The sequence below is a fragment of the Isoptericola sp. F-RaC21 genome, from assembly GCF_038593535.1.
In the GTDB taxonomy this organism is placed as follows: Bacteria; Actinomycetota; Actinomycetes; order Actinomycetales; family Cellulomonadaceae; genus Isoptericola.
Genome location: NZ_JBCFYX010000002.1, coordinates 805147 through 825363, shown reverse-complemented (window position 1 = coordinate 825363; position 20217 = coordinate 805147). Strand labels below are relative to the sequence as shown.

Sequence of the window (20217 nt, the reverse complement as noted above, 5' to 3'; positions counted from 1 at the left end):
CCCGGCGTACGGCACGGCGCTCACGCGCGCACCCGCGGGTCCATGACGCCGTAGACGACGTCGACGAGCAGGTTGGCGACCACGATGAGGGCCGCGGAGAAGAAGGTGACGCCCACGAGCAGCGGGACGTCGGTGTTCCCGACGGCGTCGAGCAGCAGGGCGCCCAGCCCCGCCATCGAGAACACCTTCTCGGTGATCACGGTCCCGCCCAGCAGCACGCCCAGGTCGAGGCCGAACAGCGTGACCACCGGAACCATGACGTTGCGCAGCGCGTGCCGGGTCACGACGCGCCGCTCGGTGATCCCCTTGGCGCGGGCCGTGCGCACGTACTCCGACCCGAGGGCGTCGAGCATCTGGGCGCGGGTGAGCCGCGCGTAGATCGCCGCCGAGAGGAAGGCGAGCACGCACCACGGCAGCACCAGGTGCCAGGCCCAGTCGACGGGGCTGGTGGTCAGCGGCACATAGCCGTTCACGGGCACCATGTCGAGCGTGAAGCCGAAGAGCAGGATGCCGAGCAGCCCCACGAGGTAGCTGGGGGCCGAGACCCCGGTGATCGCCGTGACCATGATCGCGCGGTCGACCGCGGTGCCGCGGCGCACCGCGGCCACGACGCCCGCCGCGACGCCGGCCAGCAGCCAGAGGACGGCCGCGCCGATCGCGATGGAGAACGTGACCGGCAGGCGACCGAGGATCAGGTCGGTCACCGGCTGGCGCAGGACGAAGGAGTAGCCGAGGCAGGGGGCCGGGCAGTCGATCTGCGCGCCGGCCGAGCCGTAGGTGCGGCCTGTGAAGATCCCCGTGATGAAGTTCCACCACTGCACCAGGAAGTTCTGGTCCAGCCCCATGAACGCGCGAGCCGTCTCGAGGCGCTCGGGGGTGCACGGGCGCCCGCAGGCGAGCTGCGCGGGGTCGGCGGGCAGCAGCACGAAGATCGCGTAGGTCAGCAGCGAGACGGCGAGCAGGACGAAGACCATGCTCGCCAGACGCGTGCCGGCGAACCGCAGGGCGTTCACCGGCGACCTCCGGAGCGCGGGTCGAGAGCGTCGCGCAGGCCGTCGCCGAACGCGTTGAACGCGAGCGTGATGCCGAACAGCGCGATGCCGGGGAAGAGCAGGTACATCGGGTCGGAGCTGAACCAGGTCACGGCGTCGCCGATGGACCGTCCCCAGGACGGCGTCGGCGGCGGCACGCCGACCCCGAGGAACGACAGCGCGGCCTCGGCTCCGATCGCGCCGGGGATGCTGATGGTCGCGAACACGACCACGGTGGCGGCCAGGTTCGGCAGCACCTGGCGGAACAGCACGTGCGCGTGCCCGGCACCGAGGGCCTGGGAGGCGCGCACGAAGCCGCGCGAGCGCAGGCCGAGGGCCTGACCGCGCACGACGCGGGCCACGGACGACCAGCTGAAGAACCCGATGACCAGCACGAGCAGCAGGAGGCGGGGGAAGGACTCCGGCGCCACGGCGCCGATCGCGATCATGAAGATCAGCGCGGGCAGCCCGAGCATGATGTCCACGCCGCGGCTGACCACCCAGTCGACCCAGCCGCCGAGGTAGCCCGCGAGCAGCCCGAGCAGCGTGCCGATGAGCATCGAGACCACCGTGGCGCCGAGGCCCACCACCAGCGACGTCCGGGAGCCCATGAGCACGATCGCGAACAGGTCGCGCCCGGTCAGCGGCTCGACGCCGAACCAGTGCTCGGCGCTGATGCCGCCGCCCCAGCCGGCCGGGGCGCCCGTCGGGTCGAGGGCGTCCAGGTCGTAGGTGTACGGGTCGACGCCGAGCACGCGCGTGATCAGCGGGGCGAGCAACGCGACGACGACGTAGCCGACCACGACGACCGCGCCTACGACGGCGAAACGGTCCTGGGCGAATCGGCGCCAGAACGTGCGGCGCCCGGCAGCGGGCGCGGGCTGACCTTCCGGCACGACCAGCTCGTCGGCGTGGTCGAGCGTCATGGGAGCTCCTCGGGTGTCAGACGGGCAGGGCGACGTGGCGGCAACAGCACCGACAACACATCGCCTGCATCTCGTCCTCCCGGGACCCTGGAGCCGGCTACGCGGAGCGCGCCGGACGTTCGAGAGCGGCACCTGAGGCGCCGCCGGCCGTCACAGTACGACGGTTCCGCGGCCGCTCCGTACGCCTGTCCACATCGTGGCATCCATGTCCGGTGAGTGAGATCATCCTGCGCGGAGCGCCACCGCGGATCTGGGAGAATGGGCGACCATGAGCGACTTCCCGACCCCCGAGGCGCCGACCGCGCCCGCGCAGACCCCCGCAGCGACCCCGCCCGCCGGCAGCTCTGTTGCTCAGGTAGCCGGCGACGTCGTGCGCGCGGTGGTCCGGGAGGTACCGGACAAGGTGAGCCTGGAGGGCCTGGAGCAGCGCTTCGACGAGCGCTGGACGGCCGAGGGCACCTACGCGTTCGACCGCACCGCCACGCGCGAGCAGGTGTACTCGATCGACACCCCGCCCCCCACGGTCTCCGGCTCGCTGCACGTGGGCCACGTGTTCAGTTACACGCACACCGACACCGTCGCGCGCTTCCAGCGGATGCGCGGCAAGAAGGTCTTCTACCCGATGGGCTGGGACGACAACGGCCTGCCCACCGAGCGTCGCGTGCAGAACTACTACGGCGTGCGCTGCGACCCGTCGCTGCCGTACGTCGAGGGCTTCGAGCCCCCGCACCAGGGCACCGACGGCAAGAACGTCAAGCCCGCCGACCAGGTGCCGGTCAGCCGCCGCAACTTCATCGAGCTGTGCGAGCGGCTCACCGCCGACGACGAGCGCCAGTTCGAGGAGCTGTGGCGCCGCCTCGGCCTGTCCGTGGACTGGGCGCAGAACTACCAGACCATCGACGCCACCTCGCGCGCCGCGTCGCAGCGCGCCTTCCTGCGCAACCTCGCCCGCGGCGAGGCCTACCAGGCGGAGGCGCCGGGCCTGTGGGACGTGACGTTCCAGACCGCCGTGGCGCAGGCCGAGCTCGAGGCCCGCGAGTACCCGGGGCACTACCACCGGGTCGCGTTCCACCGCCCGGACGGCGAGCCCGTCTACATCGAGACCACCCGCCCCGAGCTCATCCCCGCCGTCGTGGCGCTCATCGCCCACCCGGACGACGAGCGGTACCAGGGCCTGTTCGGCACCACCGTGACCTCCCCGCTGTTCGGCGTGGAGGTGCCGGTGCTCGCGCACCCGGCCGCCGCGATGGACAAGGGCGCGGGCATCGCCATGTGCTGCACCTTCGGCGACCTCACCGACGTGCAGTGGTGGCGCGAGCTGCAGCTCGCCACGCGCTCGGTCATCCAGCGCGACGGCCGCCTGTCCCGCGAGACGCCCGCCTGGATCTCCGGCGGCCCCGGCGAGGAGCTGTACGCCGCCGAGCTCGCGGGCAAGACGACGTTCAGCGCCCGCAAGGCGGTCGTCGAGGCGCTCGTCGCGTCGGGCGACCTGGACGGCGAGCCGAAGCCCACCCAGCGCATGACGAACTTCTACGAGAAGGGCGACAAGCCCCTCGAGATCGTCACCTCGCGCCAGTGGTACATCCGCAACGGCGGGCGCGACTGGGACCAGCGTGACCTCAAGGCCGAGCTGCTCGCGCGCGGCAAGGAGCTCGACTTCCACCCCGACTTCATGCGCGTGCGCTACGAGAACTGGGTGAACGGCCTCAACGGCGACTGGCTCATCTCGCGCCAGCGCTTCTTCGGCGTGGCCGTGCCGCTCTGGTACCCGGTGACCGAGGCGGGCGAGGTCGACCACGAGCACCCGATCGTGCCGACCGAGGCCGAGCTCCCCGTCGACCCCACCTCGCAGGCCCCCGCCGGCTACGACGAGTCGCAGCGCGGCGCGCCCGGCGGCTTCGTCGGTGACGCGGACGTGATGGACACGTGGGCGACGTCGTCCCTGTCGCCGCTCATCGTGTCCGGCTGGGAGCGCGACGCGGACCTCTTCTCCCGGGTGTACCCGATGGACCTGCGCCCCCAGGGCCAGGACATCATCCGCACCTGGCTGTTCTCGTCGGTCGTGCGCTCGCACCTCGAGTGCGGGGTGCTGCCGTGGAAGCACGCGGCGATCAGCGGCTGGATCCTCGACCCGGACCGCAAGAAGATGTCCAAGTCCAAGGGCAACGTCGTCACGCCGATGGCGCTGCTCGAGGAGCACGGCGCGGACGCCGTGCGCTACTGGGCCGCCGCCGCGCGCCTGGGCACGGACGCCGCGTTCGAGGTCGGCCAGATGAAGATCGGCCGCCGCCTCGCGATCAAGGTGCTCAACGCGTCGAAGTTCGCGCTGACGTTCGGCGTGGACCCCGAGACCGGCGCCGGCGAGATCGTGCTGGACCCGGCCCGCGTCACGGTGCCCCTGGACCGCGCGATGCTCGCCGGGCTGGCCGACGTCGTCGAGCAGGCCACCGCCGCGTTCGAGGCGTACGACCACACCCGCGCGCTCGAGGTCACGGAGACGTTCTTCTGGACGTTCTGCGACGACTACCTCGAGCTGGTCAAGGACCGCGCGTACGGCGCGGGCGCGGCGGCCACCGAGGTGACCGCCGAGACGGAGTCGGCCCGCACCGCTCTCGCCCTGGCCGTGGACACGCTGCTGCGGCTGCTGGCGCCCTTCCTGCCGTTCGCCACCGAGGAGGTCTGGTCGTGGTGGCGCACCGGGTCGGTGCACCACGCCGCCTGGCCCGTGGCCGAGCCGCTGCGCGCGGCGTCCGGCGACGCCGAGCCCGTGCAGCTCACCGCCGCGGGGCACGCGCTCGCCGCGCTGCGCAAGATCAAGTCCGAGGCCAAGGTCTCGATGCGCACGCCGATCCTCTCGGCGTCGATGGCGGTCCCGGCCGCGCTGCTCGACGGCGTCCGGTCCGCCCTGGACGACGTGCGCGGCGCCGGCCGCGCCACCGGCACGCTCGACGTCGTCGAGGCCGCCGAGGGCCAGGGCAACCCCGACGTGCAGGGCGGCATCGTCGTCACCGCGTCCGAGCTGGGCGAGCCCCCGGCCCGCAAGCCGAAGGCCTGACCCACGCCGAGGTAGTTCACAATTTGCCGAGGTAGTTCGAGGGACGGCCCGCATCTCTGCGGGACGTCCCTCGAACTACCTCGGCACTTTTCGAACTACCTCGGCGTGGTGAACCGGTCGCCGTCGCCGCTCATGGTGGCGGCGACCTCCTTGGGCGTCCCGTCGTCGTGCCACCGCAGGGTGGCGCCGACGCCGTCCACGAGGTCCACGGACCCCTCGGGCGCGAAGGTCAGCCCGGCGTCCTGCCCGATGGCGGCACGCAGCAGCGCGGACGTCGCCGGCAGCTCCTCCAGCCCGTCGGTGACGCCGAGGTCCGCCAGGTCCGCGCGCGAGGTCGCGATGTGCATCGGGTCCGGCCCGATCCACAGGGTCCGCCCGCCGAGCAGGCCGTCGACGCCGCCCGCCGCGCCGGCGCCACCCCCCGTGCCGGCGAGCGCGGACGCCGAGTCGAGGGCGATCTGCTCGGCCAGCACCAGGGCCTTGACCTGCCCGCGCGCCAGGACGGCGACCACGTCGTCGATCGAGGACACGGCCCCCTCCTCGCGGCCCTGGTCCTGCCGGTACTCGGCGAGCACCACCTCGCGCCGCCGCTCCCGGTAGGAGTCGAGCGCGTCCTCCACGCTCGCGGCGAAGTCGGCCTCCCGCACCCCCGGCCCGCGGCCGCCGCCCGCGACCTCCACGGTGCGTCGTGCGGCCTCCTGCCCGAGCGAGGCGCGCACCAGCTTCACGGCGCGGACGTCGCCCGTGAGGACCACGACCTCCGGGCGGCTCTCCGCCACGCGCCGGTCGATCTCCGCGGCCACCGCCTCGGCGTTGCGCCCCCACGAGTCCTCGGCACGCGACTCGATCGTCGCCCGCTTCGTGCCCGGGCTCGAGGTCTTGCTCACCTCGTCGTCCGGGCCGGTGAACGACTCGCGGCCGCCGCTCGCCCGGCCGCCCGCGTCGCACGGCCAGAAGTCCGCGCCGCTGCGGTCGACGGCGACGCACAGGGCGTCGACCGCCTCGTCCGCCGCCTGCGCCGCCTGCAGCAGCACCGGCACCGGCAGCCACACGCCCGTCGCGACGGCGGGCGGGTTGCGCAGCACGCGGTCCACCGCGACGCCCCCGTCCTCGGCGATGAGCACCCTGCCGTGGGCCCCCGTCGCGCGCGTCGGTCGCAGCACGGCGGTCTCGAGCGCGTCGAGCACGCCCGTGGGCGCGCCCTGGCGTTCCAACGAGCGCCGCACGGCCCGCCACCGGTTCGCGACGTCCCTGTCGCCCGCCTCGGCCGAGGGCGTCGCGTCCAGGTAGACGGTCGCGAACGGTCCGGGGCGTCCGACGAGGGGCTTGAGCCAGTCGATCTTCATCCGTGGTCCCCCAGGTGTCCGTCGTCGGCTGTAGCCCCCAGCGTGCGACGGAAACGCGGCGGACGCCACCGCGTCGCGCGAAGATCCCGGACCCGTGTCAGCGGGTCAGATCTCACCCCTTCAAGCGTAGGTGTCCAGGGGCGGCAGCTCGCCCTTGAGCCGCCCGGCGGCGTGCTCCTCGGCGATGCGCTCGTGGTGGCGGATCACCTCGGAGACGATGAAGTTGCGGAACTGCTCGGTGAACTCCGGGTCGAGCCCGGCGCCCTCCGCGAGCCCCTTGAGCCGGTCGACCTGCTGGCGGTCGCGCGACGGGTCGGCGGGCGGGAGGCCGCCCACCGCCTTCAGCTCGCCCACGCGTCGGGTCATCTTGAAGCGCTCGGCCAGCAGGTGCACGAGCGCGGCGTCGATGTTGTCGATGCTGGCGCGCAGGTCGAGGATCTCCTGGGGCATCTCGTCCGTCGCAGGCCGGGGTGCGGGATCGTGAGGGGTGTCGGGCATGCCTCGATCCTACGAGGCGCGCCGACCGTGTAAGGTCCCACGTCGGCCCGGACGACGACCGGACACTGGTCGGGCACCCGTCGGCCGCCACGTCGCGGCACGACGCCGGACGCCCACCCACGTCAGCCAGCACGGAGAGAGAGCAGATGACGGTCGCGACGACGCCGAGCCTCGTGGACGTGCCCGCGGGCACGAGCATCAGCACGCTGCTGGCCGACCGGGTCGCCCGGGCCGGCGACCGCACGCTCGTCGAGCGGCGGGCCTCGTCCGGCGGCCCCTGGGTGCCGGTGTCCGCCGGCGAGTTCCAGGCCGACGTCATGGTCGTGGCGCGCGGCCTCGTCGCGCGCGGGATCGAGCCCGGCGACCGCGTCGCCATCATGTCGCGCACCCGGTACGAGTGGACGCTCCTCGACTTCGCCGCCTGGGCGGCCGGCGCGGTCGTCGTGCCGGTCTACGAGACGTCCTCCCCCGACCAGGTGCGCTGGATCCTCGAGGACTCCGGCGCCCGGCTCGTCGTCGTGGAGACGCCCGCGCACGCCGACGCCGTCCGCCAGGTGCGCGACGAGCTGCCCGGCCTCGAGGACGTCCTCGTCATCGCGACGGGCGCCGTCGACGACCTGCGCGAGGCCGCCGGGTCGGTGCCCGCGCGGGACGTCGCGGCGCGCCGCGACGCCGTAGGGCGCGACGACCTGGCGACGATCGTCTACACCTCCGGCTCCACCGGCCGTCCCAAGGGCGCCGAGCTCACCCACGGCAACTTCGCGCACCTCGCGATGAACGCCCGCCTCGTCCTGCCGGAGCTGCTGGAGGCCGACGGCGCGCGCACCGTGCTCTTCCTGCCGCTCGCGCACGTCTTCGCCCGGCTCATCCAGGTCGCGGTGATCGCGAGCGGCTCGGTCCTCGGACACCTCCCGGACGTCAAGACGCTCACCGACGACCTCAAGACGTTCCGGCCCACGTTCCTGCTGGCCGTGCCCCGCGTGTTCGAGAAGGTCTACAACTCGGCCGAGCAGCGGGCCGGGTCGCGCACGAAGCGTCGGGTGTTCGGGTGGGCCGCGCGCGTCTCCGGGCAGTACTCCCGCGCCCTCGACACCGGGCGCGTCCCTGCGGCGCTGCGCGCCCGGCACGCCGTCGCCGACCGGCTGGTGCTGGCACAGCTGCGCGCGGCGATGGGCGGGGACCTGCGCTACGCGATCTCGGGCGGCGCGCCGCTCGGCGACCGGCTCGGCCACTTCTTCCGCGGCGCGGGGCTGACGGTCCTCGAGGGCTACGGGCTCACCGAGACCACCGCCCCGACGGCCGTCAACCTGCCCTCCGACCTGCGGATCGGCACCGTCGGCCCGCCCTTCCCGGGCACGTCGGTGCGGATCGACGACGACGGCGCGGTCTTCGTCGCGGGCCCGCACCTGTTCCGCGGCTACCGCGGCCGCCCCGACCTGACCGCCGACGCGATGACGGACGGCTGGTTCCGCACCGGCGACCTGGGCGCGCTGGACCAGGGCCACCTGCGCATCACGGGCCGCACCAAGGAGATCATCGTCACCGCCGGCGGCAAGAACGTGGCCCCCGCGCCCCTGGAGGACCGGGTGCGCGCGCACCCGCTGGTGTCCCAGGTGGTCGTCGTGGGCGACAAACGCCCCTTCATCGGGGCCCTGATCACCCTGGACGCCGAGATGCTGCCCGGCTGGTTGGCCACGCAGGGCATCCCGCCGATGTCGGTGGGCGCCGCCCGGACCGACCCCCGGGTGCTCGCGGCCCTCGACGCCGCGGTCGAGGAGGCCAACACGGCCGTGTCCCGGGCCGAGTCCATCCGCAAGTTCCGCGTGCTCGAGGGCGACTTCACGGAGGCCAACGAGTACCTCACCCCGTCGCTCAAGGTGAAGCGGGACCTCGTCCTGCGCGACTTCGCGGACGAGGTCGACGCGCTGTACGCGCGCTGAGGCCGGTCAGGCGCTCTTCTCGCGCGGGGTGCGGCGGCGCACCGGCGAGGTGCGCGGCACGAGCGTCGGGTTGACGTTCTCCAGCACCACCTCGCGGCTCACGACGACCCGCTCGACATCGTCCCGGCTGGGCACGTCGAACATCACCTGCTGGAGGACCTCCTCCATGATCGCCCGCAGGCCTCGGGCGCCGGTGCCGCGCAGCAGCGCCTGCTCGGCGATCGCCTCGACGGCCTCCTGCTCGAACTCGAGCTCCACGCCGTCGATCTCGAACATGCGCTGGAACTGCTTGACGAGCGCGTTGCGCGGCTCGGTGAGGATCCGCACCAGGGCCTCGCGGTCCAGCGGCGACACGGACGCGATGACGGGCAGCCGCCCGATGAACTCGGGGATGAGGCCGTACTTCTGCAGGTCCTCGGGGCGCACCTCGGCGAATAGGTCGTCGTCGACGACGGTCTCCATGGGGGCGCTGAACCCGATGCCGCGCTTGCGGGCGCGGGAGGCCACGATGTCGTCGAGACCGGCGAACGCGCCGGCCACGATGAACAGCACGTTCGTGGTGTCGATCTGGATGAACTCCTGGTGGGGGTGCTTGCGCCCGCCCTGCGGGGGCACCGACGCCGTCGTGCCCTCGATGATCTTCAGGAGCGCCTGCTGCACGCCCTCGCCGGAGACGTCCCGCGTGATCGACGGGTTCTCCGCCTTGCGGGCCACCTTGTCGACCTCGTCGATGTAGATGATGCCCGTCTCGGCCTTCTTGACGTCGTAGTCCGCGGCCTGGATGAGCTTGAGGAGGATGTTCTCGACGTCCTCGCCCACGTACCCGGCCTCCGTGAGGGCCGTGGCGTCGGCGATGGCGAACGGCACGTTGAGCATCTTCGCCAACGTCTGCGCCAGGTAGGTCTTGCCGGTGCCCGTGGGCCCGATGAGCAGGATGTTGGACTTCGCGATCTCGACGGCGTCGTCACCGTCGCGCTGCGCCTCGCCCGCCTGGACCCGCTTGTAGTGGTTGTAGACCGCCACCGCGAGGGCCCGCTTGGCCGGCTCCTGCCCGATGACGTACTGCTCGAGGAAGTCGAAGATCTCGCGCGGCTTCGGCAGCTCGGTGAGCCCCAGCTCCGCCGCCTCGCCGAGCTCCTCCTCGATGATCTCGTTGCACAGGTCGATGCACTCGTCGCAGATGTACACGCCGGGGCCGGCGATCAGCTTTTTGACCTGCTTCTGCGACTTCCCGCAGAACGAGCACTTGAGCAGGTCTGCGCCGTCACCGATCCGAGCCACCGGGAGCCTCCATGTCCTGAGTGCTGGGTCCTGCGTCCATTCCACACCACGGGGGCGTCGTTGTCAGCCGAGCAGCCCGGTGCGTCGTGTCACGGGGCCCACGACGTCTCCCTCGGGAGGTCGTGGGCCCCGCGAACGTGCAGGTCAGCGAGGCGCCAGGGCCGCGGGCTTGCGGCTCTCGAGCACCTGGTCGACCAGGCCGTAGTCCTTCGCCTGCGCGGCGGTGAGGATCTTGTCGCGCTCGATGTCCTCGCGCACCTGCTCCTCGGACTTGCCCGTGTGCGCAGCCAGCGTGAACTCCAGCCACTCGCGCATGCGGATCAGCTCGTTGGCGTGGATCTCGATGTCGGACGCCTGGGCGTAGCCGCCGCCCTCCATCGCGGGCTGGTGGATCAGCACGCGGGCGTTCGGCAGCGCGAGGCGCTTGCCCGGCTGGCCGGCGGCGAGCAGCACGGCGGCGGCGGACGCCGCCTGGCCGAGGCACACCGTCTGGATCTGCGGCTTGATGAACTGCATCGTGTCGTACAGCGCCGTCATGGCCGTGAACGAGCCGCCGGGCGAGTTGATGTAGATCATGATGTCGCGGTCGGGGTCCTGGCTCTCCAGGACCAGCAGCTGCGCCATGATGTCGTCCGCCGACGCGTCGTCGACCTGGACGCCCATGAATATGATGCGGTCCTCGAACAGCTTGGTGTACGGGTCCTGGCGCTTGAAGCCGTACGCGGTGCGCTCCTCGAACTGGGGCAGCACGTAGCGCGCGGACGGCGCGTCGGTGCTGGACCCGTACGGGAGCGCGACGCCGCCGGGCCGCGCCGCGGCGCCCGCGAGGCGCTGGGCCCGCTGTGCGAACTGGTACTCGTCTGAGTAGCTCACGGTGTTCTCCTCGGGTGGGAAGTCGGTGGGTTCCGGGGGGCGGGTGGGCTCGGCGTCAGGAGCCCGACGTGCCGCCACCCCCCGAGACCGAGGCGGCGTTGGTGACCACGTGGTCGACGAAGCCGTACTCGAGGGCCTCGTCCGCGGTGAACCACTTGTCGCGGTCGTTGTCCTTGAGGATCGTCTCCAGCGACTGCCCGGTCTGCTCGGCCGTCAGCTCGGAGAGCACCTTCTTCATGTGCATGATCAGCTGCGCACCGATCCGCACGTCGGTCGCGGTGCCGCCGACTCCGCCCGAGGGCTGGTGCATGAGCACGCGGGCGTGCGGGGTGATGTAGCGCTTGCCCTTCGCGCCCGAGGAGAGCAGGAACTGCCCCATCGAGGCGGCCATCCCCATCGCGATGGTCGCGACGTCGGGCTTGATGTACTGCATCGTGTCGTAGATCGCCATGCCGGCCGTGATGGAGCCGCCGGGGCTGTTGATGTACAGCCAGATGTCCTTGTCCGGGTCCTCCGCGGCCAGCAGCATCATCTGTGCGCAGATGGCGTTCGCGTTCTCGTCGCGCACCTCCGAGCCCAGCCAGATGATGCGCTCCTTGAGGAGCCGGTTGTAGATGGAGTCGTTGAGCCCGAGGCCCTGGCCGTCGGCGCGCGCCGTCGGCGTGGCACCGTCCATCCGCAGCAAGTCGTTCACGTCGGTCTCCTTCGTCATCGCCGTCGATCGACCCTAACGTGCAGCAGCCACGCGAAACGTCCCGGTGCAGGGCCTTTTCGCTGCGGGCGCACACGCTGCCCCCGAGCGTCCTGGCGGGACGACGACGGCCCGCACCGTCCGTACGGACGATGCGGGCCGTCGTGGGGCGTGGGAACGCTCCTGGGTCAGGCCTTGGCCGTCTCCTCGGAGGCGTCCTCCGCGTCGTCGGAGGCGGCGGCCTCGTCCGATCCGGTGGACTCGGCGGCGCCCTCGGCCTCGGCGGCCGCGGCGTCCTCCTCCTCGGTGCCGATGAACTCGGTCAGGTCGACGGCGTTGCCGTCGGAGTCCTTGACCTCGATCTCCCGCAGCGCGACGGCGAGGGCCTTCGAGCGGGCGACCTCGCCGACCATGGCGGGGATCTGGCCGCCCTGGTCGAGGGTGGAGATGAACTGGTTCGGGTCCATCCCGTACTGCTGCGAGGCCTGGACCAGGTACTCCACGAGCTCGCCCTGACCGACCTGGACCTCGAGCTTCTCGGCCAGCGTGTCGAGCAGGATCTGGTTCTTGAGGGCCTTGGTGGCGTCCTCGGTGACCTCGGCGCGGTGCTCGTCGTCCTCGAGCCGGTTCTCCGACTCCAGGTGGCGGTGCACCTCGGCCTCGACGGCGCCCGACGGCACCGGGACCTCGACGGCCTCGAGCAGCTTCTCGAGCAGCAGGTCGCGGGCGGCGACGGCCTGGTTCGACGTCTTGATCGACGCGACCTGCTCGCGCAGGTCCGCGGTCAGCTCCTCGAGGGTGTCGAACTCGGACGCGAGCTGGGCGAAGTCGTCGTCCGCCGTCGGCAGGTCGCGCTCCTTGACGGCCGTGGCCGTGACGGTGACCTGCGCCTCCTCGCCCTCGTGCTCGCCGCCGGCGAGCTTGGTGGCGAAGGTCGTGGTCTCGTCCGTCGACAGGCCGGTGAGCGCCTCGTCGAGGCCCTCCAGCATGTTGCCGGCGCCGATCTGGTAGGAGACGCCGGAGACCGAGTCGATCTCCTCGTCGCCGATGACGGCCTTGAGGTCGATGACGACGTAGTCGCCCTCGGCGGCGGGGCGGTCGACGCCCACGAGGGTGCCGAAGCGCTCGCGCAGCGCGTCCAGGCGCTCGGTGACGTCCTCGTCGGTCACCTCGGTGGAGTCCACCGTGATGTCGATGCCGGACAGCTCCGGGAGGGTGATCTCGGGGCGGACCTCGACCTCGGCGGTGAACGCGAGCTGGCCCTCGCCGGCCTTGGCGGGGATCTCGGTCACCTCGACCTCGGGCTGGCCCAGGGGGCGCAGCGACTCGGCCGTGACGGCGTCGCGGTAGAAGTTCGACAGAGCGTCGTTCACCGCGTGCTCGACGACCGCACCCCAGCCGACGCGCTGGTCGATGATGCGCGGGGGAACCTTGCCCTTGCGGAACCCCGGGATGTTCACCTGCTCGGCGATGTGCTTGTACGCGTGGTCGATGCTCGGCTTGAGCTCGTCGTACTCCACCTCGACGGTCAGCTTGACCTTGGTGGGCTCCAGGGTCTCGACGGCGCTCTTCACTTCGATGGTCTCCAACGGTTCGGGTGCTGCGCGCGCGTCTCACCGGCGCGAGCCGGCCTGGTTGCTGCGGCGCGGGGTGCGGGGACCGTACGACAGGCGTACGGGCAACCCGTCCATCCTACGTCACGACGAAGGCCGCCCGGCTGACGCCCGCGTCACACGGACGCGCGTCGCCGGGCGGCCTCGCCGCAGCCGTCAGGACGGGTGCTCAGGAGCAGGTGTACGTGACGCCGTCCACGGAGTGGGTACCCGGGCCGAGGTCCCCGCACGTCTCGATGACGTGGGCGATGCCGATACCGGCGACGATGCCCACGATGATCGTGCCGAGCAGCACCAGGCCGCTCACGATGATGCCGGCGACGGCGACGCCGTTCGGCTGGCCCACCTTGCGCGACTTCACGAGGCCGACGATCGACAGGATCAGGCCGACGAGCGAGAGCGGGCCGAAGAAGCCGAGGACCAGGCCGACGATGCCGAGCGTCTTGCCCGGGTTCTGCGGCGGCTGGCCGTAGGCGGGCGCGTACTGCCCGGCGGGCGGCGCGGCGGGGTACGCCTGGCCGGGAGCCGGGTACGGCTGCCCGGGGGCCTGCTGCCCGGGGTAGGGCTGGCCCTGCCCCGGCTGGCCGGCGGCGGGCTGCTGGGGCTCGGTGCCGCCGGGGGGCGTCGCCCCCGGCTCGGGCGTGCCTGGCGTGTAGGGGTCCGGGGTGGTCATCAGTTCTCCTCGCACGTCGGTCGCCGTCCGTCGGCGATCGGGGGCTGATCCTTCCAGATCGGCGCGCGGCGCGCGGGTCGATCCGCGGGCGAGCCGCGCCGGACCGCGTCGTCCGGCGCCGTGCCTCCGTGTCGGGGTGACTGGATTCGAACCAGCGACCCTCTGCTCCCAAAGCAGATGCGCTACCAAGCTGCGCCACACCCCGCGGCCCGCCGTCGGGCGGGGCCTCGGTCAGTGTAGTGCCGCCTCCCCGAGGCGAGGCCACGACGTGCACGGACGGTGCGACGGCGGGCCACGCGGCGGGTCATGGCGACCGGGCGGGAGGGCTCCGCACCTTTGCTAGGGTTGGCCCGCGTTCCCACCCGGCGACGACGTCGCGGGGTGGCCGTGCGGGCGTAGCTCAATGGTAGAGCCCCAGTCTTCCAAACTGGCTACGCGGGTTCGATTCCCGTCGCCCGCTCCCCTCCCTTCCCTCTCCGCCGTCTCGGCTCCCTCGCGCTCGCCCGGCCCTGCTCGCCCGGCCCTGGGACAGGTGTCGGTCGACCGATCGACGACGCCGATGGATGAGATGCTCCTTGTCGATCGGTCGCCACCTGGTTAGGCTCGGCGCCGCAGCCTGAGACAGGCGCGACAGCACCATCAGGAACACGACGAGGAGGGCCGGGGCATGACGATCGTCCGCCGCGCCGCCTTCTCGTCCGCCCGGTCGTCCTCCCGCGGGACGACGCCGGCGTCGACGCCCCGCACCCCGGCGTGCGTCGCGGCGACGACGCCGCGATGCTGTCGATAGAGCGTCCACGTCACGCCCGGCCCGCACCACGGCGGGGCCCCCGGCGATCGTGCGGCGCTCGCACCCACCCGCCGACGCTCCCGCGCTGCGCTCCCCCGGCGATCCGCTCGACGGCCCGCACCGCACGCGGCGGCACCCCCGCACCACCTCGCCCGCACGAACTCCTGGAGAAGGACAACTCATGGCACGCATCTACGACGACGCGACGAAGCTCATCGGCCGCACCCCGCTCGTCCGGCTGAACCGTCTCGCCGCCGGCCTCGACGCGACGGTCGTCGCGAAGCTCGAGTTCTACAACCCGGCCAACTCCGTGAAGGACCGCATCGGCGTCTCGATCATCGACGCCGCGGAGGCCTCCGGCGCCCTGCAGCCGGGCGGCACCATCGTCGAGGGCACCTCCGGCAACACCGGCATCGCGCTCGCCTGGGTCGGCGCCGCGCGCGGCTACCAGGTCGTCCTGGCGATGCCCGAGACGATGTCGAAGGAGCGCCGCGCCCTGCTGCGCGCGTACGGCGCGGAGCTCGTGCTCTCGCCGGGCGCGGAGGGCATGAAGGGCGCCGTCGCCGCGGCGGAGAAGATCGCCGCCGAGCGGCCCGGCGCCATCCTCGCCCGGCAGTTCGCCAACGAGGCCAACCCGAAGATCCACCGTGAGACCACCGCCGAGGAGATCTGGGCCGACACCGACGGCGAGGTCGACGTCGTGGTGTCCGGCATCGGCACCGGCGGCACCATCACCGGCGTCGGCCAGGTCCTCAAGGAGCGCAAGCCCGAGGTGCGGATCGTCGCGGTCGAGCCCGCCGAGTCGCCGATCCTCACCGGCGGCACCCCCGGCCCCCACAAGATCCAGGGCCTGGGCGCCAACTTCGTGCCGGAGATCCTCGACACCTCCGTCTACGACGAGGTGCTCGACGTCGACGCCGAGACGTCGGTCGAGCTCGCCCGCCGCGCGGCGAAGGAGGAGGGCCTGCTGGTCGGCATCTCCTCGGGCGCCGCGATCGCCGGGGCGCTCGAGGTCGCGAAGCGGCCGGAGAACGCGGGCAAGCTGATCGTCGTCGTCATCCCGGACTTCGGCGAGCGGTACCTGTCCACGATCCTGTACTCGGACCTGCTGGACTGACGTGACGAGCCACCGCACCGGCCCGGCCGCCCGCTCGACGAGCGCACCTCGCGAGGATCTCGACGGGACCGTCGACCACCCGATGCCGGCCGGGCACCGCCCGGGCCTGCGCCACCTGGTCGAGATCCTCGCCGAGGACCTCGAGGCCGCGCACGCCCACGACCCGGCGGCGCGCTCCCGGTTCGAGGTCGCGCTCGGCTACCCGGGCGTGCACGCAGTCTGGGCGCACCGGGTGACGCACCGGATGTGGCACCGCCCGGGCCTGCGGCTGCCGGCGCGGCTGCTGTCCCAGGTCGCGCGGTGGATCACCGGGATCGAGATCCACCCCGGGGCGCGGATCGGGCGGCGGCTCTTCATCGACCACGGCATGGGCGTGGTGATCGGGCAGACGGCGGTCGTCGGCGACGACTGCGTGCTGTTCCACGGCTCCACGCTGGGCGGCCGCTCGATGACGCGGGGCAAGCGGCACCCGACCCTGGGCGACCGGGTCATGGTGGGCGCCGGCGCCAAGGTCCTCGGCCCGCTGTGGATCGGCGACGACGCGCAGATCGGCGCGAACGCCGTCGTCACCCGCGACGTGCCGACCGGCATGGTGGCCGTGGGGATCCCCGCGCACGCGCGCACCCCCGGCCACCGGCCGGACCACGGCCAGCACGTCGAGGACGCCTCCGAGCTGCTCGAGTACGTGATCTGAGCGGCTCGGCCCGACACGGCCCGTGCACCGCGACGGCGGGCACGGGCCGTCGTCGTACCCGGACGGGCCGACGGAGTTGTTCGCCTAGTTGTTCTAGTAGTCGTAGAACAACTAGGCTGCGGACCATGATGTGGCGCATCGACCCCGCGAGCGACGAGCCGCTGTACGCGCAGCTGGTCGCCCAGGTGCGCCTCGGCGTCGCCCACGGCACGCTGCGGCCGGGCGAACGGCTCCCCGCCGCCCGCGACCTGGCGGCCTCGCTGGAGCTCAACATGCACACCGTCCTGCGGGCCTACCAGGTGCTGCGCGACGACGGCGTCGTCGAGCTCCGCCGCGGGCGCGGCGCCGTCGTCGCCGCCGCGGCGGCCGACCTCTCGGACGTCGAGCGGGCGGTCGCCGAGCTGGCCGCCGCGGCCCGCCGGGCGGGACTGTCCGCGCAGACCACCACCACCCTCGTCACGGAGGCGATGCACCGATGACCACCGCTCCCCCGCCCGGCACCCCGCGAGCGCGCACCGCTACGGAGGTCTGGCGCCCCCGCGCGCGCCGCGCGATGGCATGGTCGTCGCTCGCGGGGCTGCTCCTCGCGCTCGGCGCGGCCGCGGTCGTCTGGACGTGGCGCGACGAGCTGCCGCCGCGGATCGCGTCGCACTGGAGCGACGGCGGCGCGCCGGACGGATTCATGGCGCCGGCCACGATCGCGCTGGTGGGTGTCGTGACCACGGTCGTGCTCTGCGGCGTCTTCGCGCTTATCGGCCTCACGCAGGGAGCAGCCGCCTCCACGCGTCGCGTCGCGGCGGGAGGCTGCGTGTGGTCGGGCGCGTTCATGGCGGCGATCGTCGTCGGGACGCTCGCGCCCCAGCGCGGCCTGGCCGACGCCTCCCAGGTCGAGCTGTCCGGCGCCACGCTGGCGGCGAGCATCCTCCTGCCCCTCGTCCCGGCAGGGATCGCGGCCGCGCTCGTCCCGGGCGACCCCGCGATGCCCGCCGAGGCGCCGGTGCCCGCCGACGCTCCCCGCGCCGCGCTGCGGGACGGGGAGCGCGTGGTCTGGCTGCGCCGGGCGGCCGGCGGCACCGGGCTCGCCGTCGGAGCGGTCGCGGTGGTCGTGACAGCCGCGCTCGCGGTCGTGACGGACGAGTGGACGATGCTCGTGGTCCCCGCGGTGCTCGCGGCGATCTTCGTGGCGATGTTCGCCTTCACCGTGCGCGTCGACGCCGCGGGCCTCACCGTGCGGTCGACGGCGGGCTGGCCCGGCACCCGCGTCCCGGCGGACGAGGTGGTGCGCGCCTCGGTGACGCAGGTGCGTCCGCTGCGCGACTACGGCGGGTGGGGCTGGCGCACGGCCCGCGACGGGCGCGTGGGCGTGGTGCTGCGCGCCGGCGAGGCGCTGCTCGTCGAGCGCACGGGCGGGCGGTCGTTCACGGTGACGGTCGACGACGCCGCGGGGGCCGCCGCGCTGCTCAACGCGATGGCCGACCGCGCCCGGCGCGGCTGACGCCCGGCCCGCTCACCCGAGCAGGTCGCGGTGCGCGTCCGCCACCCGCCGCGGGGCCTTCGCGAACCAGGCGTCCACGAGCAGCTCGCGCAGCACGGCGTCGTCGACCGCCTCGAGCCGCACGAGCACGACGGGAACCCCGTCGAGGTGCGGGATCGTCAGCGTCTCCGGGCGGGCGGCGAGCACGGCCTCCTTCTCGCCCAGGTCATCGACCATGACGGCGAGGATCGGCCCGGACGGCACGGGCTCGTCCCCGAACCGCCGCACGTCCGCCTTGCTGAACGGCCGGTCCCACGCGAAGACGCGGCCGGCCACGGCCCACGCGCGGTTGCGGAACGTCGTCGTCTCCGTGACCTCGGGCAGCGCCGCCGCGGCGCGGGCCGCGTCCTCGATCGTCGCCATCCCCCGAACGTAGCCGCGATCCCGCCGCACGCACGGCGTCGGCTATGGTGTGACGGGCATTACCCCGTACTCCCGGTACCGGGAAGATCGGGGCGCCGCGACGGTCCCATCTCGACGAGGAGCACCCGCCCCATGAGCACCCTGCGCATCGGCATCCAGACCGGCTACTGGTCCCGCAAGCCTCCGAAGGGCATCGTGCCCGCGCTCGTCGCGGCCGAGGCGCTGGGCCTCGACTCGGTCTGGACCGCGGAGGCGTACGGCTCGGACGCGTTCACCCCCCTGGCCTGGTGGGGGTCCCGCACGCGCCGCCTGCGGCTCGGCACCGGCATCGCGCAGATGGCGGCCCGCACCCCGACCGCCACCGCCATGCAGGCGATCACGCTCGACCACCTCTCCGGCGGGCGGTTCGTGCTGGGGCTCGGCGCGTCCGGCCCGCAGGTGGTCGAGGGCTGGTACGGCCAGCCGTACCGCCGCCCGCTGGCCCGCACCCGCGAGTACGTCGACGTCGTGCGACAGGTCTTCGCCCGCGAGCGGCCCGTGTCGGCGGACGGCGAGTTCTTCCGGCTCCCCCTCCCCGCGGACACCCCCGGCGCCACCGGCCTCGGCAAGGCGCTCAAGCCGACCGTGCACCCGCGCCGCGCCGACATCCCGATCGTGCTGGCGGCCCAGGGCCCGAAGAACGTGACGCTCGCCGCCGAGATCGCCGACGGCTGGATGGCGGGCTTCTACGCCCCGCGGGCCGACGCCGAGCACCGCGAGCTGCTCGCCTCCGGGTTCGCGCAGCGCGCCGACGAGCGGACGCCGTCCTCGTCGTTCGAGGTGCTCGCGACCGTGCCCGTCGTCGTGCGCGACGACGTCGAGGCGGCCGCGGACGTCATCCGCCCGCACATCGCCCTGTACGCCGGGGGCATGGGCTCGAAGGAGGCCAACTTCCACAAGGCCTCGCTGGACCGGCTCGGCTACGCGGCCCAGCTCGACGAGGTGCAGGCGCTGTACCTGGCAGGCCGCAAGGAGGACGCCGCGCGGGCCGTGCCGACGGAGCTGGTCGAGGAGATCGCCCTCGTCGGGCCGGCGGACAAGGTCGCGCGCGACCTGGCCCGCTGGGACGGCACCGCGCTGACCACGATGCTGCTGCAGGGCGACCCGTCCTCGATGCTCACCGTGCTCGCCGCGTCGCAGGCCGCGCGCAAGGACGCGGGTGGCAGCACCCCGCTGGGCGCCCGGGTCCGCGCGTCGGCCGGCTCGGTGGCCGCCCGGGTGGCGCCGAGCAAGGCCTGACCGCTACTCCCCCTCGGGGCCCGCGCCGTCGTCGTCGGGGAACCAGACGGCACGGCGCAGGTCCACGCGGCGGCCGTCGCGCGTGAGCGGGCAGCCCTCGGCGCGCAGGGCGTCGAGGGCCGCGGTGACGTGCCGCGCCGGCGGCGCGCCGGCCGCGTTGACCACGCGCCACCACGGGACGGCGTGGTTGTCCTGCACGGGGCCGATCACGGCGGCGCCGTCCGGCACGAGGTGGGCGTAGCGGTCCCCGGAGCCCGCCATGACGTTGCCGACCTGGCGCGGCCCGCCGCGGCCGAGGCGCTCCCCGACGATCTCCGCGATCAGCCCGTACGTCATCGCGCGGCCGGACGGGATGCGGCGCACCAGGGCGAGCACCTCCACGGCGTACTCGTCGGGGGCGTCCAGGGGCTCGTCGGGGGCGGCAGGCACACGGCGACCCTACGACGACCGCGCCGCCCGGCACCGACCGCGGAAATGGGCTGGCCGGGGCGTCCACCTCGGGCGACGATCGGCG

Annotated in this window: 19 protein-coding genes and 2 tRNA genes; 8 read left to right on the top strand and 13 right to left on the bottom strand. The window is 73.3% G+C overall.

Features of this window, described 5'->3' with window-relative positions:
* Nucleotides 1-20 precede the first annotated feature (20 nt).
* Together AAG589_RS09230 and AAG589_RS09225 are read right to left on the bottom strand one after the other, a co-directional pair.
* Nucleotides 21-1013 carry an ABC transporter permease gene (locus AAG589_RS09230; RefSeq protein ID WP_430566932.1) on the bottom strand — a complete coding sequence of 331 codons (993 nt, stop codon included), beginning with the start codon at nt 1011-1013 and terminating at the stop codon, nt 21-23.
* A complete protein-coding gene (locus AAG589_RS09225) occupies nt 1010-1957 on the bottom strand; it encodes an ABC transporter permease (protein WP_430566931.1) in 948 nt (315 codons plus the stop codon). The genes AAG589_RS09230 and AAG589_RS09225 overlap by 4 nt, the downstream gene beginning before the upstream one ends.
* Nucleotides 1958-2225: 268 nt before the next feature.
* Here AAG589_RS09225 and valS point away from each other — a divergent pair, with 268 nt between their 5' ends.
* Nucleotides 2226-5012 carry a valine--tRNA ligase gene (gene valS, locus AAG589_RS09220; RefSeq protein ID WP_430566930.1) on the top strand — a complete coding sequence of 929 codons (2787 nt, stop codon included), beginning with the start codon at nt 2226-2228 and terminating at the stop codon, nt 5010-5012.
* A 95-nt stretch (nt 5013-5107) separates the two neighbouring features.
* Here the strand turns inward: valS and AAG589_RS09215 are convergent, their stop codons facing one another.
* Nucleotides 5108-6358: a baeRF2 domain-containing protein gene (locus AAG589_RS09215; protein WP_430566929.1), complete on the bottom strand. Its 1251-nt coding sequence runs from the start codon at nt 6356-6358 to the stop codon at nt 5108-5110.
* 120 nt (nt 6359-6478) lie between these two features.
* Entirely contained in the window at nt 6479-6856 is a 378-nt protein-coding gene (locus tag AAG589_RS09210; protein WP_430566928.1) for a chorismate mutase, read from the bottom strand.
* A gap of 146 nt (nt 6857-7002) precedes the next feature.
* Between AAG589_RS09210 and AAG589_RS09205 the strand changes: the two genes are divergently transcribed.
* On the top strand, nt 7003-8796 hold the full coding sequence (locus AAG589_RS09205) for an AMP-dependent synthetase/ligase (RefSeq protein ID WP_430566927.1): 1794 nt from the start codon (nt 7003-7005) through the stop codon (nt 8794-8796).
* 6 nt (nt 8797-8802) lie between these two features.
* Here AAG589_RS09205 and clpX read toward each other — a convergent pair whose 3' ends face one another.
* The 6 genes from clpX to AAG589_RS09175 all read right to left on the bottom strand — a co-directional run bounded on the left by clpX (nt 8803) and on the right by AAG589_RS09175 (nt 14132).
* Complete coding sequence (gene clpX, locus AAG589_RS09200) at nt 8803-10077, bottom strand: ATP-dependent Clp protease ATP-binding subunit ClpX (protein ID WP_430566926.1); 1275 nt, start codon at nt 10075-10077, stop codon at nt 8803-8805.
* 144 nt (nt 10078-10221) lie between these two features.
* Nucleotides 10222-10950: an ATP-dependent Clp protease proteolytic subunit gene (locus AAG589_RS09195; RefSeq protein WP_430566925.1), complete on the bottom strand. Its 729-nt coding sequence runs from the start codon at nt 10948-10950 to the stop codon at nt 10222-10224.
* A gap of 55 nt (nt 10951-11005) precedes the next feature.
* Nucleotides 11006-11626, bottom strand: a complete 621-nt coding sequence (locus tag AAG589_RS09190; protein WP_430567185.1) for an ATP-dependent Clp protease proteolytic subunit — start codon at nt 11624-11626, stop codon at nt 11006-11008.
* A 203-nt stretch (nt 11627-11829) separates the two neighbouring features.
* The gene (tig, locus tag AAG589_RS09185; RefSeq protein ID WP_430567184.1) at nt 11830-13215 is read right to left on the bottom strand and encodes a trigger factor; all 1386 of its coding nucleotides are present in this window, start codon (nt 13213-13215) and stop codon (nt 11830-11832) included.
* A 208-nt stretch (nt 13216-13423) separates the two neighbouring features.
* Entirely contained in the window at nt 13424-13927 is a 504-nt protein-coding gene (locus AAG589_RS09180) for a DUF4190 domain-containing protein (RefSeq protein WP_430566924.1), read from the bottom strand.
* A 131-nt stretch (nt 13928-14058) separates the two neighbouring features.
* Nucleotides 14059-14132: transfer RNA gene (locus tag AAG589_RS09175), tRNA-Pro, on the bottom strand.
* Between the two features lie 184 nt (nt 14133-14316).
* Between AAG589_RS09175 and AAG589_RS09170 the strand changes: the two genes are divergently transcribed.
* Nucleotides 14317-14387 (top strand) — tRNA-Gly (locus tag AAG589_RS09170).
* Nucleotides 14388-14566: 179 nt separating this feature from the next.
* On the opposite strand, the gene AAG589_RS09165 is transcribed toward AAG589_RS09170, so the two are convergent.
* Nucleotides 14567-14731 carry a hypothetical protein gene (locus AAG589_RS09165; RefSeq protein ID WP_430566923.1) on the bottom strand — a complete coding sequence of 55 codons (165 nt, stop codon included), beginning with the start codon at nt 14729-14731 and terminating at the stop codon, nt 14567-14569.
* Between the two features lie 167 nt (nt 14732-14898).
* Here AAG589_RS09165 and cysK point away from each other — a divergent pair, with 167 nt between their 5' ends.
* The 4 genes from cysK to AAG589_RS09145 all read left to right on the top strand — a co-directional run bounded on the left by cysK (nt 14899) and on the right by AAG589_RS09145 (nt 18023).
* Nucleotides 14899-15834 (top strand): cysteine synthase A, encoded by a 936-nt coding sequence (gene cysK / locus AAG589_RS09160; RefSeq protein ID WP_430566922.1) that lies wholly within the window; start codon nt 14899-14901, stop codon nt 15832-15834.
* Between the two features lie 82 nt (nt 15835-15916).
* Nucleotides 15917-16528, top strand: coding sequence for a serine O-acetyltransferase EpsC (epsC, locus tag AAG589_RS09155; RefSeq protein WP_430567183.1), 612 nt, complete (start codon nt 15917-15919; stop codon nt 16526-16528).
* Nucleotides 16529-16653: 125 nt separating this feature from the next.
* Nucleotides 16654-17007: a GntR family transcriptional regulator gene (locus AAG589_RS09150; RefSeq protein ID WP_430566921.1), complete on the top strand. Its 354-nt coding sequence runs from the start codon at nt 16654-16656 to the stop codon at nt 17005-17007.
* Nucleotides 17004-18023 (top strand): DUF1648 domain-containing protein, encoded by a 1020-nt coding sequence (locus AAG589_RS09145; protein ID WP_430566920.1) that lies wholly within the window; start codon nt 17004-17006, stop codon nt 18021-18023. Before AAG589_RS09150 ends, AAG589_RS09145 begins: the two co-directional genes overlap by 4 nt.
* A 12-nt stretch (nt 18024-18035) precedes the next feature.
* Here the strand turns inward: AAG589_RS09145 and AAG589_RS09140 are convergent, their stop codons facing one another.
* Nucleotides 18036-18425, bottom strand: coding sequence for an MmcQ/YjbR family DNA-binding protein (locus AAG589_RS09140; RefSeq protein ID WP_430566919.1), 390 nt, complete (start codon nt 18423-18425; stop codon nt 18036-18038).
* A 141-nt stretch (nt 18426-18566) separates the two neighbouring features.
* Here AAG589_RS09140 and AAG589_RS09135 point away from each other — a divergent pair, with 141 nt between their 5' ends.
* Nucleotides 18567-19703, top strand: a complete 1137-nt coding sequence (locus tag AAG589_RS09135; RefSeq protein ID WP_430567182.1) for an LLM class F420-dependent oxidoreductase — start codon at nt 18567-18569, stop codon at nt 19701-19703.
* A gap of 3 nt (nt 19704-19706) precedes the next feature.
* On the opposite strand, the gene AAG589_RS09130 is transcribed toward AAG589_RS09135, so the two are convergent.
* Nucleotides 19707-20132 carry an MGMT family protein gene (locus AAG589_RS09130; protein ID WP_430566918.1) on the bottom strand — a complete coding sequence of 142 codons (426 nt, stop codon included), beginning with the start codon at nt 20130-20132 and terminating at the stop codon, nt 19707-19709.
* Between the last annotated feature and the right edge of the window lie 85 nt (nt 20133-20217).

Excerpts from the sequence above, each read along its gene's own strand:
- AAG589_RS09140 (WP_430566919.1), bottom strand. The coding sequence starts at position 18,425 with ATGGCGACGATCGAGGACGCGGCCCGCGCCGCGGCGGCGCTGCCCGAG.
- AAG589_RS09205 (WP_430566927.1), top strand. The coding sequence starts at position 7,003 with ATGACGGTCGCGACGACGCCGAGCCTCGTGGACGTGCCCGCGGGCACG.
- AAG589_RS09190 (WP_430567185.1), bottom strand. The coding sequence starts at position 11,626 with ATGGACGGTGCCACGCCGACGGCGCGCGCCGACGGCCAGGGCCTCGGG.
- AAG589_RS09180 (WP_430566924.1), bottom strand. The coding sequence starts at position 13,927 with ATGACCACCCCGGACCCCTACACGCCAGGCACGCCCGAGCCGGGGGCG.
- AAG589_RS09215 (WP_430566929.1), bottom strand. The coding sequence starts at position 6,358 with ATGAAGATCGACTGGCTCAAGCCCCTCGTCGGACGCCCCGGACCGTTC.
- AAG589_RS09225 (WP_430566931.1), bottom strand. The coding sequence starts at position 1,957 with ATGACGCTCGACCACGCCGACGAGCTGGTCGTGCCGGAAGGTCAGCCC.
- AAG589_RS09145 (WP_430566920.1), top strand. The coding sequence starts at position 17,004 with ATGACCACCGCTCCCCCGCCCGGCACCCCGCGAGCGCGCACCGCTACG.
- AAG589_RS09210 (WP_430566928.1), bottom strand. The coding sequence starts at position 6,856 with ATGCCCGACACCCCTCACGATCCCGCACCCCGGCCTGCGACGGACGAG.
- cysK (WP_430566922.1), top strand. The coding sequence starts at position 14,899 with ATGGCACGCATCTACGACGACGCGACGAAGCTCATCGGCCGCACCCCG.
- valS (WP_430566930.1), top strand. The coding sequence starts at position 2,226 with ATGAGCGACTTCCCGACCCCCGAGGCGCCGACCGCGCCCGCGCAGACC.
- epsC (WP_430567183.1), top strand. The coding sequence starts at position 15,917 with ATGCCGGCCGGGCACCGCCCGGGCCTGCGCCACCTGGTCGAGATCCTC.
- AAG589_RS09150 (WP_430566921.1), top strand. The coding sequence starts at position 16,654 with ATGATGTGGCGCATCGACCCCGCGAGCGACGAGCCGCTGTACGCGCAG.